This is a genomic window from Capnocytophaga sp. HP1101 (assembly GCF_054772415.1).
Genome location: NZ_BPUU01000003.1, coordinates 345,733 through 360,755 on the forward strand (window position 1 = coordinate 345,733; position 15,023 = coordinate 360,755).

A 15,023-nucleotide genomic window follows, 5' to 3' on the forward strand; every position below is an offset into this window, starting at 1 on the left:
TTCGTCTTACCTTCGTCTAAGCTTCGAATAACGTTTGATTATAAAGCTCTTACAGTTGAACTGTATCCTGTTTTATCATAGATAATTTCTATAATAGAAACATACAACAAAGCTATAAAATAAATTGTCATTACTAACAAATGAAGCGTTTGTTTCTATTGATGATCCTGAAAATATTCAAATACTTTCTTCCCTCTGAAACCTGCCACTTGAGTAAGCTCCTCTAACGAAGCCTCACGTATGCGCTTCACCGATTTAAAATGTTGCAAAAGCGTTTCTTTAGTCTTTTCTCCAATTCCCTCTACCTTATCAAGTTCCGATATGATAGCCGATTTACTGCGTTTTTGTCGGTGGAAGGTAATTCCAAAACGGTGAGCCTCATCGCGCAACTGCTGTATCACTCGCAAGGTTTCCGAACGCTTGTCTAAATATAGTGGAATACTGTCCTCAGGGAAATAAATCTCCTCCAAACGCTTCGCAATGCCAATAATAGCAATCTTTCCGCGCAGTTCTAATTGCTCTAAGGCTTTCAATGCCGATGACAATTGTCCTTTGCCTCCATCTATTACAATGAGCTGAGGCAAGGGTTGGTCTTCGTCTAACAACCTCCGATAACGTCGATATACAGCTTCTTCCATCGAGGCAAAATCATTAGGACCTTCTACGGTCTTTACGTTAAAATGTCGATAGTCTTTCTTGCTCGGCTTCGCATTCTTAAACACCACACACGCCGATACGGGATTCGTACCCTGAATGTTAGAGTTGTCAAAGCACTCAATATGCGCAGGCGGTACCGATAGGTGCAAGTCTCGTTGCATCTGGGTGAGAATGCGGTTCGTATGGCGCTCAGGGTCTACTATTTTTTCCTGCTTAAACCTTTCTTGTCGGAAGTGTTTTGCATTGCGCATCGAGAGGTCTAAGAGCTGTTTCTTTTCGCCCGCCTTAGGGATAGTCGCTTGCAAGCCTTCGGAAAGAGTTACTTCAAAAGGCACGATAATCTCTTTTGAATTAGAGAAGAAGCGCTCTCGAATATCGATAATGGCGTATTCCAAGAGCTCTCTATCAGTCTCTTCTAATTTTTTCTTAATCTCCAAAGTATGCGCTCTCACAATAGCCCCATAGGCTACTTGCAGAAAGTTTACATAACCGTACTCCTCGTCCGAAACAATTGAAAATACATCTACATTCGTGATTTTACTACTCACAATAGTAGATTTTGCCTGATAATTTTCTAAGCTCTGTATCTTTTGCTTGATAAGATGTGCCTCTTCAAAACGCATTTCGGCAGCCAAAGCCATCATCTCCTCCTTAAACTGATGTAAGGCATCTTTAAAGTTCCCTTTGAGAATTTCTACAATTTGCTGAATATTGTGGTTGTAATCTTCCTCACTTTGGTAACCTTCACAGGGTCCTTTGCAATTTTTTAGATGATATTCCAAGCACACTTTAAACTTGTGGTTGGCAATGTTCTGTGGCGATAAATCATAATTGCAATTACGTAAAGCAAAGAGCTCTTTTATCAAATCTAAAAGCGTGTGCACGGTTTTCATACTGGTATAAGGACCAAAGTACAGCGACCCGTCCTTCACTACCCTACGCGTAGAGAACACACGTGGAAAACGCTCTTTCTTCACGCATATCCACGGATAACTCTTGTCGTCTTTCAGCAAAATGTTATAGCGCGGTTGATATTTCTTAATAAGATTGTTTTCAAGTAGTAAAGCATCGCTTTCAGTGGCTACAACTATGTGTTCAATGCGCGCAATTTTCCTCACCAAAATACGTGTTTTAGCATTGTCGTGTTCTTTTTGAAAATAAGAAGAAACGCGCTTTTTCAAATTAACCGCTTTCCCTACGTAAATAAGCGTGTTACTATCATCATAAAACTGATAAACACCAGGGTTAGTAGGAAGGGTTTGCAACTGAATTTCGATAGAAGAGAGCATAAACAATTAGTAATTGATAATTAATAATTAAAAAGAGGTTGTCCTTACGGGCAACCTCTTTTTATGTGTAACAAAAGGGTTAGAGAAACAACTATTTTACTAAGTTGATTTCAACACGACGGTTGAGCTCTCTACCTTTCTTAGTTTTGTTAGAAGCGATTGGTTTATCAGGACCGAAACCTTTTGCAGTCAAACGACCTTCATCGATACCTTTTTCAATCAAATAAGCTTTAACAGCATAAGCTCTATCTTCTGATAATTTTTGGTTCTTAGCTCTCTTACCACTGATATCAGTGTAACCCTCAATAGAGAATTTAGAATTCTTGTATTGGTTCAATACGTCAACGATTTGGTTCAATACAGTTGCTGATTGAGGTTTGATAGTAGCTTTGTTTACGTCAAACAAGATAGTGCGTGCAAAGTCGTTCAATTTCTTTTGAACTTCTTCAGTTACTTCAGGACAACCGTTGTTTGAAGCAGGACCAGGTACATCTACGCATTGGTCATCTTTATCAAGAACACCGTCACCATCAGTATCAGGCCAAGGACAACCGTTGTTTTCTTTAGGACCAGCTACATCTTTACATTGGTCTACGTTATCTGGCACACCATCACCATCAGTATCAGGGCATCCGTTAAATTCAGCTGGACCAGCTTCATCAGGACAAGCATCATCTTTATCAGCGATACCATCATTGTCTCTGTCTGGGCAACCTTTCAATTCTGGTTTACCAGCTTCATCAGGACAAGCGTCGTCTTTATCAGCTACACCGTCATTATCGCGGTCTGGGCAACCTTTTAATTCTGGTTTACCTGGTTCATCTGGGCAAAGGTCATCTTTGTCAGCTACACCGTCTTTATCGCGGTCTTTTTTACCAAATTTAATGGTAATACCGGCAGCATGTTGGAAGTAGTCCACTTCTGAATCAGATTGGAAAGTAGGGTGGTAAGCTGTCTGCAAGTTAATACCGATGTTTTCGGTAAACCAAAAGTTTACACCACCACCACCTAAGGCGCGGAATTTACCTTCGTTGTCAATAGCGGCATAACCACCACCCACTTGTAAGAATGGGTCAAACCATTTTACTTTCTCTTTGTTCCAAAGAGATTTAAAGTGGTATTGCAACGCTAAGTCTGCAGACCAGAAAGAAAAATCTACTTTGTTATCAAGATCTTTGTCATAACCGAATCCTTTTTCGATTTTGTTTAAAGAACCTGATAATTCAGCAGAAAAACCAGCTCCGATATATCTACCTACTGAAAGACGAGAAACTGCTGGAAGGATATTGATATCGCTTGGCCCTCCCCAGTCTTTCATTAAGTCCCCGAATGCATCAGGGGTACGAATATCAACGGAGTTCACTCCAAATCCTATTTGCCAAGGACTGTCTTCATCTTGTGCTTGAACTGCTACCGAGAAAGCAGCAGCCAAAGCAAATAAAGTTACTTTGATTTTCTTCATACTTAAAAAATGAATTTTGATTACTATTTTAATTTTGGTGCAAATATAAGTATTATTTTAATACAAAATCATTTTAGAGATATTTTTTTATTAATTTTAACATTTCTTATTCTTTTAATCTCTCCAAAATAGAGGCTTTTTTAACCTTTATATATTTGCTTATTTCCTTTGTATATACTTTAAAATGAAATACTTATTTATTTGTTATAGCCATTTTACCAAAGCGAAATCCTGGCGGTGTGGCAATAAATTATTTTTTGGGAAAATTCTTATTGCTAAGTGCAAAGCACCTGGATATTCTGAGGCAATTTCCAATTGATAGGTAGCTTTGTTGCCTTCTTGAGCCACTACTGTAAACTCACTTGTCGAGAGTACTTTAAACTTATCGTCTTTATGTTGGGCTACTACCAATTCTACTCCTATGTCTTCAGGGCGTAATTCTCCCAATTCTAAGGTAATTTCACCTTTGTATATTTTGCCAATAGAAATGAGTTGCTCGTTCCGATTGGGCACTTTAAAATTAGCCACTTTAATATTATCCCACTCTTGAGTTACTTTGCGCTTCCAGTTCGAAAGCTCAATCGCAATAGCAAAACCATTGTCTTTAATCTTGCTTACCCGCTCAGTCATTGGGTAATAGTATTGGTTTTCGTAATCGGTAAGCATACGGGTAGTCGTAAAATTCACGGCTACTTTCGCAATAGTGTTCTTAATGAGTGCACACCAGCGTGATGAAATACCGTCTTTATTCTTGTCATAGAATATAGGAGCTATCTCGTCTTCTATAATATTGTAAATCGTCTCAGCGTCCATCTCATCTTGATACTGTTGGTTTTCGTAAGAGCGTTCCATAGGGAGAGCCCAACCAGCATCTTCACGATACCCTTCTACCCACCAACCATCAAGCACACTAAAGTGCATAGTACCGTTCATTGCAGCTTTTTCTCCACTGGTTCCTGAGGCTTCCAATGGGCGTGTAGGCGTGTTCATCCACACGTCTACCCCTTGTACCATATGGCGCGCAAGCTCCATATCGTAGTTAGGAATAAACAATATTTTGCCTAAGAACTGTGGTAATTTAGAAATTTCCACAATATTCTTAATCAAATCTTGCCCTGCTTTATCGGCAGGGTGAGCTTTTCCAGCAAAGATAAACTGCACAGGGCGCTCAGGATTGTTTACTATTTTATCTAATCGCTCTATATTTGTAAATAGTAAGTGAGCGCGTTTGTAAGTAGCAAAACGGCGTGCGAAACCTATAGTAAGGATATCTTCGCGCAAGTTCTCTTTGATTTCCACCAACTGGCGCGGTGAGAAATAAGGTGTATTCTTCTCTAAACGCAGTTTTTGTTCCACACGGCGCAAGAGTTTAGAGCGCAGTGCCGTTTTGATTTCCCATACGCGTTGGTCAGATACCTTATAGATACCCTCAAAGCTCTTAGGGTCGTAGTGGTGTGTTTTGTAGTCTTTGCCAAATACTTCGTTTTCCACTTCCTTCCACAAGCCTGCTGTCCAAGTAGGTTGGTGCACCCCGTTAGTTACATAGCTAATGTGTAGTTCCTCAGGCATATAACCTGGCCACAAGTCTTTTAGGATTTCTTTACTTACCTCACCGTGTAACCAGCTCACACCATTTACTTCCTGTGAAAGGTTGGCAGCAAGGTTACTCATCGAGAATTTTTCGTGTGGGTTCTGTAAGTTTATCTTACCCAAAGCCAGCATTTGTTCCCAATTCACGTGTAACTTATCGGCATAACCACCTAAATAAGCACGCAATAACCCTTCTTCAAAAGCATCGTGTCCTGCCGGTACTGGCGTGTGCGTAGTAAAGAGTGACGAAGCGCGTACTACTTCCATCGCTTCTGAGAAAGTGAGGTTGTTGTTTTCAATATACTCGCTCAAGCGTTCCAACCCTATAAAAGCAGCGTGTCCTTCGTTGCAGTGGTAAATATCGCTGTCGATACCCAATTTGCGCAACATCTTAATACCTCCTAAACCTAACAACATTTCCTGTTTAAGTCGGTTTTCCCAGTCGCCACCGTACAAGTGGTGAGTGATAGAGCGGTCGTCCTCGCGGTTGTTCTCAAAATCAGTATCAAGCAGGTACAATTCTATACGACCTACGTCCACACGCCAAACACGTGCGTACAGCGTCCTATCCGGTAAATCTATTGATACAATCACCCACTTGCCACTCTCATCAATAACAGGCGTTACCGGTATTTTAGAAAAATCTTGTGCTTCGTAATCAGCTTCTTGGTTTCCTGCTGATGATAGTTTTTGAGTGAAATAACCGTAGCGGTATAACAAACCTACCCCAGTAATTTTGGTTGCCTTGTCGCTCGCTTCTTTTAGGTAATCCCCCGCCAAGATGCCCAAACCTCCTGAATAAATCTTCAAAGAAGAATGTAAACCGTATTCCATACTAAAATACGAGATTGAAGGACTTACCATCTCCGATTTTTTAGCCATATAGTCTTGAAAATCGGCGTATACTTTAGAGAGATTGCGCATAAACACCGCATCTTGCTCCAATTCCTTATATCGAGTAAGTGAGATGCTGTCCAAAAGCGCAATAGGGTTCTTACGCACTTCTATCCACTTAGCTTTATCGATATATTTAAACACCTCATAAGCCTCGTCATTCCAGCACCACCAAAGGTTCTTAGCAAGCTCTTCAAGCGGTTGCAACGCTTCAGGAATGGCACGGTGGATAATCACACTTCGCCAGTTAGGCGTGTTCACCACTTTCGATTTCTCTAAATAGGCTACTCCATCAGTTTCTACCGGTGGCAAACTCTCTACCCTATCTTCTATGTTTTCAAGGGTGAGTTCATAGCACTTAATGTAATATTGTACCAAGTTCTTCCACAGAGCAATTTCCGATACTTTGCCCGCTGTTTCTCGAAGCGCTTGGAAGTCTGGCTCTTTGCTGTCTAATAAATTCTGAATATTTTTAGCAATCGCCCCTACTACTTCACCGTAATTGCTATCAGTGCGCGATACTACTTCTATCGCTTTTTGTTTTTCGGGGTAATAATCGTTTACCCATTTGCCAAACCCAGCCAAAGTAGTAGTAATAGTAGGCACTTTGAAAGCTAAACTTTCAAGGGGTGTATAGCCCCAAGGCTCATAGTACGATGGGAAAGCCGTACCGTCCAACCCGATGAGCAAATCGTAATACGGAAGATTGAACACCCCATCGTTACCGTTGAGGTAGCTTGCACAGAAAATCACTTTCACCTTATCTTCCTTGCGGTTAAAGAGCTGTTGCTCATAAATACGAGTCATTATCGCATCGTGATACACATCAGGCAGAATATGCGTAAGGTGCTTTTGTTCGTTCTCCGTAGTTTGCTGAGGGTTGTGCAAATTATTTAGCAATCCTTGGTTAGGCGCATCGTGAGCCGTTGGGATTAAGATATAAGCCAAAAGCTCTTTCTTGTTCTTAGGATTGCGGTTCAGTGCCCCCAACGCATCAATAAAAGCATCAATACCCTTGTTGCGGAACTCATATCTACCGCTGATAGCTACAATTTTGGTATCCTTGCTAATAGGTTGAGTCACCAAAGCCTGAGCCACGCTCATAAGACGCTCTTTCGCAACAGCACGTTTCTTATCAAAGTCTTTTTCGTCAGGCACAATATTATGGTTAAAACCGTTAGGCGTGATAATATCAGTCTTTCTACTGAGGAAGTGCTGTGCTTCTTGGGCAGTAATTTCACTCACAGTCGTGAAACAGTCTGCTACTTTAGTCGTTTCTTTTTCGAGGAAGTGTTTGTGTTGTACCCCAAAGCGATAAGCCATCTCTTCTGGGTTGTAGCTCTTCATATCGTTGTAAAGCGGATAGCCGTTACCTGCAATGGCGCGACCTACTACGGTAGCGTGAGTAGTAAATACCGAACCTATTTTAGGCATTTCCTCTTCCAAATACAGTAGCGCACTACCCGTCATCCATTCGTGGAATTGGCAAATCACATTTTCGCGTGAAGCGGTATTGAACTTCACAAAGCTCTCAATCACTTTCCCTACTGCATACCCAAAAAGCACCGACTCTACATAATCCCACGGACTGTTATAAGAATCCAGCTTGTAGTTATCCCAATAATAACGCAATACGTCGTTTTTAGCACTCACATAATGAGAAAAATCAACAAGTATTACAATCGGATTCCCTTCTATTTTCCAGTTTCCTACACGCACACGCAAGCCTTCAGAAGCTGCTTTAGCACGCCACGATTTAAAAAGTTCGCGGTTTTCTACAAATTCTTTGTTTTCGTTGTGTTGCCAAATATCAGGACCAATCAAAATATACTTACTCCTGAATTGTCTTGCAATACTTGGGGCTTTTGTAGCAATCACCGTATGAATGCCCCCCACTTTGTTACATACTTCCCAACTGGTTTCAAACACATAGTCAGGATTAAATTTCTTTGTACTACTCATTATATTTAGTGTTTAGCCGTTAGTTGTCAATTTTTAGATGTTATATTTATCATCAATTCAATACAATACTATTTTCCGTTGCTACATTCCCCCTCTCCCGTCGCTACAGTTCCCCCTCTCCGAGGGGGGCAGGGGGAGGTTTCCTTCCTCATTTCTTCACCTTACCTTAGTCCCTTCCTCTCTGCCCGTGCGGCTCGCACCGCTTTTCCATCGCTACACTCCCCCTTTGAAGGGGGTTAGGGGGGATGTCTCTTTCACTTTTCCATCACATCTCCCCCTTTGAAGGGGGGTAGGGGGGATGTTATCCCACCTTTTCTTCGTCCTTTGCCCGTGCGGCTCGCACCGTTTTTCCCCTAATGCCTATTGCCTAAGGACTAACACCTCTTCCTCTTTCTTTCGCCTCGAAACCCTATTATTGGCATTTTTAGTATTATTGTATTACAGTATGAATCAATTAGTTATATACCCTTTGTATAACAATCGTCCAAGATTCGTATAAGGTTCGTATAAGCTTTGTATAAGCTAAGCATACCCTTTTTACCCTTTACCTTTTATCTTTCACCTAAAAAACCTCTTCTGATATTTTTCGTTTCCATCCGATTTGTCCAGCTCGTCCTGCAAGTCCAACCAGTCAAATAACTATTTTTGTCCCAAACAAAAAGTACCTTTACAAGCAACGTTGCAAAGGTACAAAGTTTTTTTTGATTAGGATACTATTTTACTAAATATTTTTATCAGAAATTTTAAGTGAGAAACACACACCCACCTAAAACCTGCCGTTTAATCCCCAATGCGTATCCCAATTGAAAAAGGATATTCATTCACAGGATTATTCCGGAAAAGAGGGGTAAGATTATAACGAGCGTAAATCGCATAATTCTTATATCCTAAATGTGCTGAAAGTCCATATATCCAAGGACTGATATTTAAATCGTTTCTCAAAACATTTTTATGAATGCTCCCATCGTCATACCTTATCTTCTGGCTGTTGCCTATTGATACTCCCACATAACCCCCAAAACCTACTCTAAAACTGTCGTGAACAGGATAAGTAGTAACCCCATTCTTAGTTTTAGGAGAAGTGAAATCAAATTCAAAGTCTATAGGCACAATAAGGTAATTAGTCCGCAATTTCGATTTGTTTAAGTTATTAGCAGTATACGCCACCGATTTTGTTACCTCGTTTTCTCTTACAAAGTATTCGCTATCTTTAAATTTAAGCCCATCGTGCATCCACGCAATGCCGTAATTAATGTGCAACAGATTGTTCGTTTTAAGTAAACGAAATCCTGAAGTAAAACCTATTTCAAACGATTTAGAGCCCAAAGGTTTAAACCGATTGTCACCAAAACCATTGCTGCTGTTTAGGTTGTGAAACCCTATAGCCATATAAAGTCCTATTTCGTCTAAAGCACGATTAGTATTCACTTTTTTCTCTTCTTTCTTCTGGAAAATGTTCTCTAATTCCTCCATAGCACGCTTGTACGCCTCCGATTTTCCCGTTGTAGTGAGCGTATTGCTTTCAGTTCCTGTCGAGGTTGATGTAGCTTGCTCGCGTATAAGTTTCGCTAAATGCTCAGCTTCAGTGGCGGTCTTTTCCTTAATGTTCTTTTCGGTAGTCGCTGTGAGTTCTTCTTTCATTTGCTGACTCAATTCCTCACTAATTTTCTTCTCTTTAAGTAACTGATTCACGGCTGAAAGCTTCTTCTTAAGCGTTTCCTTTTCTGCAAAAACAATCGAGTCTATCGTATATTTAGATTTTTTGATAGTTTCTTTAGAATGCTCTTGTGCGGTGATGACGCTTGTAGCCAACAAGCAGCTCATCAATAAAAGGTGTAATGTTCTCATTTTGATATTTGTTTTTAGTTTTTATTATTTAAAACAACGCGTGTTCCTACTTCTTTTAGTAACTTTCCGGCTAATAGCTTTACCCTGTTCCTAAGTAAGTCTCTTTCAATATTGTTGAAAGTAGCATCTTGCTCATATTTTTGGGTTACATATTGGTTAAGTTGCGCTTGAGTAGTAGCTACAAGGGCTAAATCTTCAGGTGAGAGCTCTTGTAAATCAGCTGTCATTTGCTTTTCTATTTCTTTGGTAATTCTGCTTTCAATAGCATTGGCAGAATACTCAGCAAAAAGGCTATCTACCTCGTTGATATCAAAGAAGGCAGGCGAAGCTACAGGACTCTTGAGCGCTGGTGAAGCGGTGAAACTCTTGGGGGCTATGGGTACTGTGGGAGTTTCGGCTATTACAGTAGGAGTGAAAGTAGTATCAGCTGGCAATACTTTTTCTCTTTCTGTAGTTACAGCTACCGCTTCCTGCGGTTGAAACTCCTTTTCTACAGCAAGTTGTTGTAATACATATCCTATCCCTAAGCATAGTAGCAGCGAGGCAGCTATAGCGTAGTACCACACTCTGCGTCTTTTGTGCTGGCTTTGCTGAGCCTCGTGCGCTGCTAATTGAGATTCTAATTGTTCCCACAAAGCAGGCGAAGGATTGATTTTTCGGTATCTAAATAGATTTTGTATACGGTCTTTCCACATTTCTAAGCTCTTTTTTTGTAGTTTGTAACGTGTTGTTGTAATAGTTTCTTGGCATACGCCAATTGCGATTTAGAAGTTCCTTCGCTGATAGATAGCTTTTCGGCAATTTGTTTGTGCGAACAGTCTTCAAACACGTAAAGATTAAAAACGGTACGGCAAGCTGGCGGGAGCTTATCTACAAAGGTTTGTATCTCGTCATCGCTAAAAGATTCATTGTCTAAGGTATCGTTATCGATAGTGTCATAAGTGTCACTCCACTCAGCAAAAGATAGCTTATGGGCTTTGCTTCTGAGAGAATCAATACACTCATTCACGGTAATGCGCCGTATCCAAGCGTAAAAGTGCTCTTGTTCTTGATACGTATTGATATTGGTAAATATCTTGAAAAAGGCTTTCAGTAAGGCATCTTCGGCGAATTGCAAATCACTAATGTACAGCCTGCACACACTCAGCAAAGCAGGAGCGTACTGGTCGTACAACTGCTTTTGCGCTAAGCGGTCGTTATGTCGTGCTTTCTCTATAATACGATGGTCGATTTGCATTCTTTTAACGATAAATGATGAATGATAAAAGGTGAATAATTGGCTCTTTTGCCCTTATAAACGAAGAAAAAATAAAAAGGTTGGAAAATTATTAGAAAATTTGTCAATTAGCAAATTATTTAACTTTGGCAAAGTTGCCCTTTATTGTTTGATGATGTCGTAGCCCTTTACTACAAAAGGAATCCCAAAACCTAAATTTACTTTCCTAATGGTATTATCGGGGAAGCGCAACCAGCAGGTATTGGTAGTAGCGTTGAAGGTAAGGGTTGCGTCATCTTTACCACGCATTTCTACAAATTGTATCCCTACCCACAGTTCGCCTTTAGGGGCTAATACTGATAGCTTATGAGTGAATGTTTGTGGTTTATCTGAAGCAAATAAATTGATGTAAATAGGTTCTTTGATGAGTGGGGTAAAGGTTTTGTGCTCTTTATCGGTTTGGTATACTACCACGCGCAACACTGCCATATAAAAAGTGCTTTCTTTCACCTCTATACTAAATTCGGTGAGCTGAGTATCATTAGCAAGAGTGATAAAATCACCTAATTCCGAAAGGATGCCCCCCTCTTGCTGGAAATACTGTTTCATTTCACCGTAAAGCGTGAAAGGGGTAGTTACTCCCTTACTTTTTACATCGCGTATTTTAGGCTTTTTCATTGTTAGGGTAGTAGTGGGAAGGTTAATCACGGCTTCGGTGAGTTGCACTTCTTTTTTGACATCGCTATGGGCTAATACCTTATGCTGATAGCTCAAATGTGAAAAGTAAATGCTATCAGTAGGCTTTGCACCGAGCTTTTCGAGCGAAAAATAGCCGTTTTCATCACTGATGATTCCTTTATTAGTGCCTACAATCCCTATATTCACGTATTCAACGGGTTCGTGATGCTTGTTTACCACCCTTTGTTGTGCCAAACAAGGGAGCGCAAGAAGTATTGATAATAGGAAGAAGTAAATTTTCATTGTATATTACCAGAGTTTGAGACCAATAACGAATGGATGTACATTCGTAGGACTATCTTTAAACAGAGGAGCTAAGCTGTACTTGGCGTAAAGGGCTATAATTCCATAACCTATATGGGCAGAAACCCCATAAGTAATCGGATTTACCTTTACATCGTGTTTTAGCCATATATCATAGTCATTGTCGCCTTCTTTATATTTTATTCTTTGTTTAGCTGAAATAATAGCACCAAAGTAGCCTCCTGCCCCTATGCGTATTTTGGAAGGGAACTTTCTTTCTACTCCCACAATGCCTGTAAAATAGCCAGTGCGCAGGCGAGATACGTCTAAAGAACGACCGTAAGGAGTGAGCGTTGATTTATCATTCTCAAGAGTAAAGTACTTATCGCCTTTGATATTGAGTCCTTCACCTACAGCTGAAAAGCCATATTGAAGGTATAAGCGTTTGGTAGCGTGTACACGCGTATTGAAAATAAAGGCTAATTCAACAGAAGTAGCAGGGTTAAAATTACCTTTGCCATCAGTAGCGGCGCGCAAGCCTAAGCCTAAGCCTAAGTTTATAGAGGTTTTAGCCTCTCTTTTTAATGAAGTTTCGGGCAACGAATCCAAGAGTTTGACGGTCTCCTTATAGCTCTCTTTGGCTTCAGTGGGCATAAGCGTATCGAGAATTGAAGTTTTTTGCAGAGTGTCTATTTTAAATTCAGGTGCTTTTTGCTGGATAAGAGCTGAGAGCCGCAAACCTTCTTTATAAGTTTTCTGCTGAATGCTGAGCTTTACAGCGTCATTGAGCTCCTTGAGCATTTTTGTGCTTTGCTCTTTGGTAATCCTATTGTCAGTGAGCAACTGCTGGATAGCGGTTTCTTTTTTGTAAAGTAGTAGTTTTTCGGTAGCTACGATAGAATCAATGGCATACTTCGATTGTAAAATTTCTTTTTCAAAAGGATTTTGCGCTAAGAGATTTAGTGCTGAAAGTAACATCACAAATGATAAAAGTTGTTTCATAGGATATTTCGACTTGCTAATTAATGAATAAGGTGATAAAAAGTTATTAAAAACAAGGGCAAAGGTACGAAATAATTACAAATTAGGAATTTTAAACGAAGAAAAATTAGCAGATTTGTGTATTGGTAGATTAGCAATTACTTTATTTTAATTACTAATTTTTGTTAAACAGCTGTTTTTTATTCAAAATAATATGGTTATATCTTTTATCTTCTTTAAAAATACAAAGCATTGATAATCAATGAATGTTATAATTTCTTATCTTTTACTTTTACCGAACTTTAACCGAAGGTAAGACGAACCTAAGACGAAGGTAAGACGAATCTAAGACGAAGGAAAGGTGTTAATAAGCTGAACCTCAATGGGAGATAAGCGCTTTTTAAATTATTGAACAAAAAGCAGTGAAATAGCGATTTTAACAGAAAAAATGCAATGTAATTTAATTATGCATTCTATCAAAATATGATTATATAAACTATCAATATAGATTTCCTTTGGAAAACTACCGACGATAAAGGGCAAGTAGCGGAGCAGACCAACGCTCTTACATTAAAATCAATGAATCCAACGCAGTATTTCCTCAATTGGGTGGAAGACGATGGCACTACCGTAAGTCAGGTGATTGACACTGAAAAAGGCTCTGTTACTGCTTTTCTTACTTATGACGATGGCAGTGGCAAACGCGTAGCGCAACTTTTAGAAGGAAGCTTTGAATTTAGGTAAAAGGTAAAAAGTAAAAGATAAAAATCTCTGTGGTGCTAAGACCCTGTGTGGCTTGCACCACAGGGATTTTTTGTTACTATCTAAAACGAACTTGCACCGAAGCTATACCGAAGATACATCGGCTCTATATCGGCTCTACATCGGCTCTACACCGAACACTAAGCGAACCTAAACCGAATCTAAAGCGTTTTAATGCAGTATACAACTTTTAGTGAGGGAGGAGATTTGTTGGGGTGATTTTATTTTTATTTTTGTTTATTACGCTAAAAAGGACTATCTTTGCACTCAAAAATAGGGATTGAGTTCATTTGTTGATTATAGATTTCTTTTTTTTAATGAGTTACTCGGCAGTTGCGGACAACCTCTCTGAGGAGGGATTGGCGGAGGTCATTATAAATAACTATAAAACGAGTGGTATCAATTTTTAACTTTTGAATCATATTCTAAAAATAAAAAAAACCGTTATGAGAAAGCTGTTAGTTTTAGCAAGCCTTGCCCTTATGGGAGTTGCTTGCTGCAAAAGTGATGATGACAACAACAATCCTCCTGCTCCTGATACAGGAGAGGTGGCATTACCTACTAAATACATTGCCAGTACTGCCACAGATGATATGATTGAAATGGTTTACACCATAGAGGACGGATTTATTAAGGAAGTAATAGAGTACAGAGTCTCAGGTTCGGAGCGAAAAGAAGAGAGACGTTTGAAAATCACTCCTGTAGAGGGTAAAAAACTCCCTGCGAAAATAGATATATTGAAGGGGGAGTATCTTGATTATCGCATCGAATTTAGTTACAATGACCAAGACCAAGTTACGGAAATAAAAAAAGCTCAATTAGGAGGGCTCTCAAATGCGATTATTCTTGACTACAAAGATGGGAAAGTAAGCCAATATGGCTCTTCCACTTCTTCAAGAGTCTATAAGGTTAGCTATCCTGATGCTCGTACTGTAGTGGTAAGGGATCCTGAATACAGTAAATACACTTATACGCTTAGTCGTGAAGGTAATTTGATAAAGAAAGTACACGAGGAGTTTTCTGACGGGGCACTTTTTTCTAAAGAGACTTATACGTATGAGTATGACTTGCAGAAGAAAAACCCAAAGAGTAACTTGCAAATGCGTTTTATCTCTTTGGCGCTTACAGATAGTGATCAGTACTCTTATTATGAGCTTTATGAAGCCACTAATAGCAGAAACCTTGTAGTGAAAGAGCTCCAGCATAGTGAGCAATTAAAAGACTTTTCGGACCCGAAAGCTGGGTTCCTTAAAGGGGAAACTCTTGAGACTGAATATAAAAATGAAGCTGATGCTCAAGGTAATGCTACTAAAATTACCCAAATGATTAGTGGATATGAAGGATCAGTTGAAAAATACGAATATTAAATAATAAATAAAAT

10 protein-coding genes are annotated in these 15,023 nt (G+C 39.6%); 2 read left to right on the forward strand and 8 right to left on the reverse strand.

The features are described 5' to 3' along the window. Nucleotides 1-155 precede the first annotated feature (155 nt). The 8 genes from uvrC to RCZ04_RS02695 all read right to left on the reverse strand — a co-directional run bounded on the left by uvrC (nt 156) and on the right by RCZ04_RS02695 (nt 12,901). The gene (gene uvrC, locus RCZ04_RS02660; RefSeq protein WP_460484416.1) at nt 156-1,946 is read right to left on the reverse strand and encodes an excinuclease ABC subunit UvrC; all 1,791 of its coding nucleotides are present in this window, start codon (nt 1,944-1,946) and stop codon (nt 156-158) included. 91 nt (nt 1,947-2,037) lie between these two features. Continuing rightward, entirely contained in the window at nt 2,038-3,408 is a 1,371-nt protein-coding gene (locus RCZ04_RS02665) for an OmpA family protein (RefSeq protein WP_111972921.1), read from the reverse strand. Nucleotides 3,409-3,612: 204 nt separating this feature from the next. Then, complete coding sequence (gene glgP, locus RCZ04_RS02670; protein ID WP_460484417.1) at nt 3,613-7,854, reverse strand: glycosyltransferase family protein; 4,242 nt, start codon at nt 7,852-7,854, stop codon at nt 3,613-3,615. Between the two features lie 780 nt (nt 7,855-8,634). After that, nucleotides 8,635-9,702, reverse strand: a complete 1,068-nt coding sequence (locus tag RCZ04_RS02675) for a TonB-dependent receptor (protein ID WP_460484418.1) — start codon at nt 9,700-9,702, stop codon at nt 8,635-8,637. 14 nt (nt 9,703-9,716) lie between these two features. Next, the gene (locus RCZ04_RS02680; protein WP_460484419.1) at nt 9,717-10,397 is read right to left on the reverse strand and encodes an anti-sigma factor; all 681 of its coding nucleotides are present in this window, start codon (nt 10,395-10,397) and stop codon (nt 9,717-9,719) included. A gap of 2 nt (nt 10,398-10,399) precedes the next feature. Continuing rightward, nucleotides 10,400-10,939, reverse strand: a complete 540-nt coding sequence (locus RCZ04_RS02685) for an RNA polymerase sigma factor (RefSeq protein WP_460484420.1) — start codon at nt 10,937-10,939, stop codon at nt 10,400-10,402. 141 nt (nt 10,940-11,080) lie between these two features. Beyond that, complete coding sequence (locus tag RCZ04_RS02690) at nt 11,081-11,899, reverse strand: carboxypeptidase-like regulatory domain-containing protein (RefSeq protein ID WP_460484421.1); 819 nt, start codon at nt 11,897-11,899, stop codon at nt 11,081-11,083. A 6-nt stretch (nt 11,900-11,905) separates the two neighbouring features. Next, the gene (locus RCZ04_RS02695) at nt 11,906-12,901 is read right to left on the reverse strand and encodes a porin family protein (RefSeq protein ID WP_460484422.1); all 996 of its coding nucleotides are present in this window, start codon (nt 12,899-12,901) and stop codon (nt 11,906-11,908) included. 483 nt (nt 12,902-13,384) lie between these two features. On the opposite strand from RCZ04_RS02695, the gene RCZ04_RS02700 reads away from it, so the two are divergent. Further along, the gene (locus RCZ04_RS02700; protein ID WP_460484572.1) at nt 13,385-13,624 is read left to right on the forward strand and encodes a MoaF-related domain-containing protein; all 240 of its coding nucleotides are present in this window, start codon (nt 13,385-13,387) and stop codon (nt 13,622-13,624) included. 464 nt (nt 13,625-14,088) lie between these two features. After that, nucleotides 14,089-15,009, forward strand: coding sequence for a hypothetical protein (locus tag RCZ04_RS02705; RefSeq protein WP_460484423.1), 921 nt, complete (start codon nt 14,089-14,091; stop codon nt 15,007-15,009). The last annotated feature ends 14 nt before the right edge of the window (nt 15,010-15,023 follow it).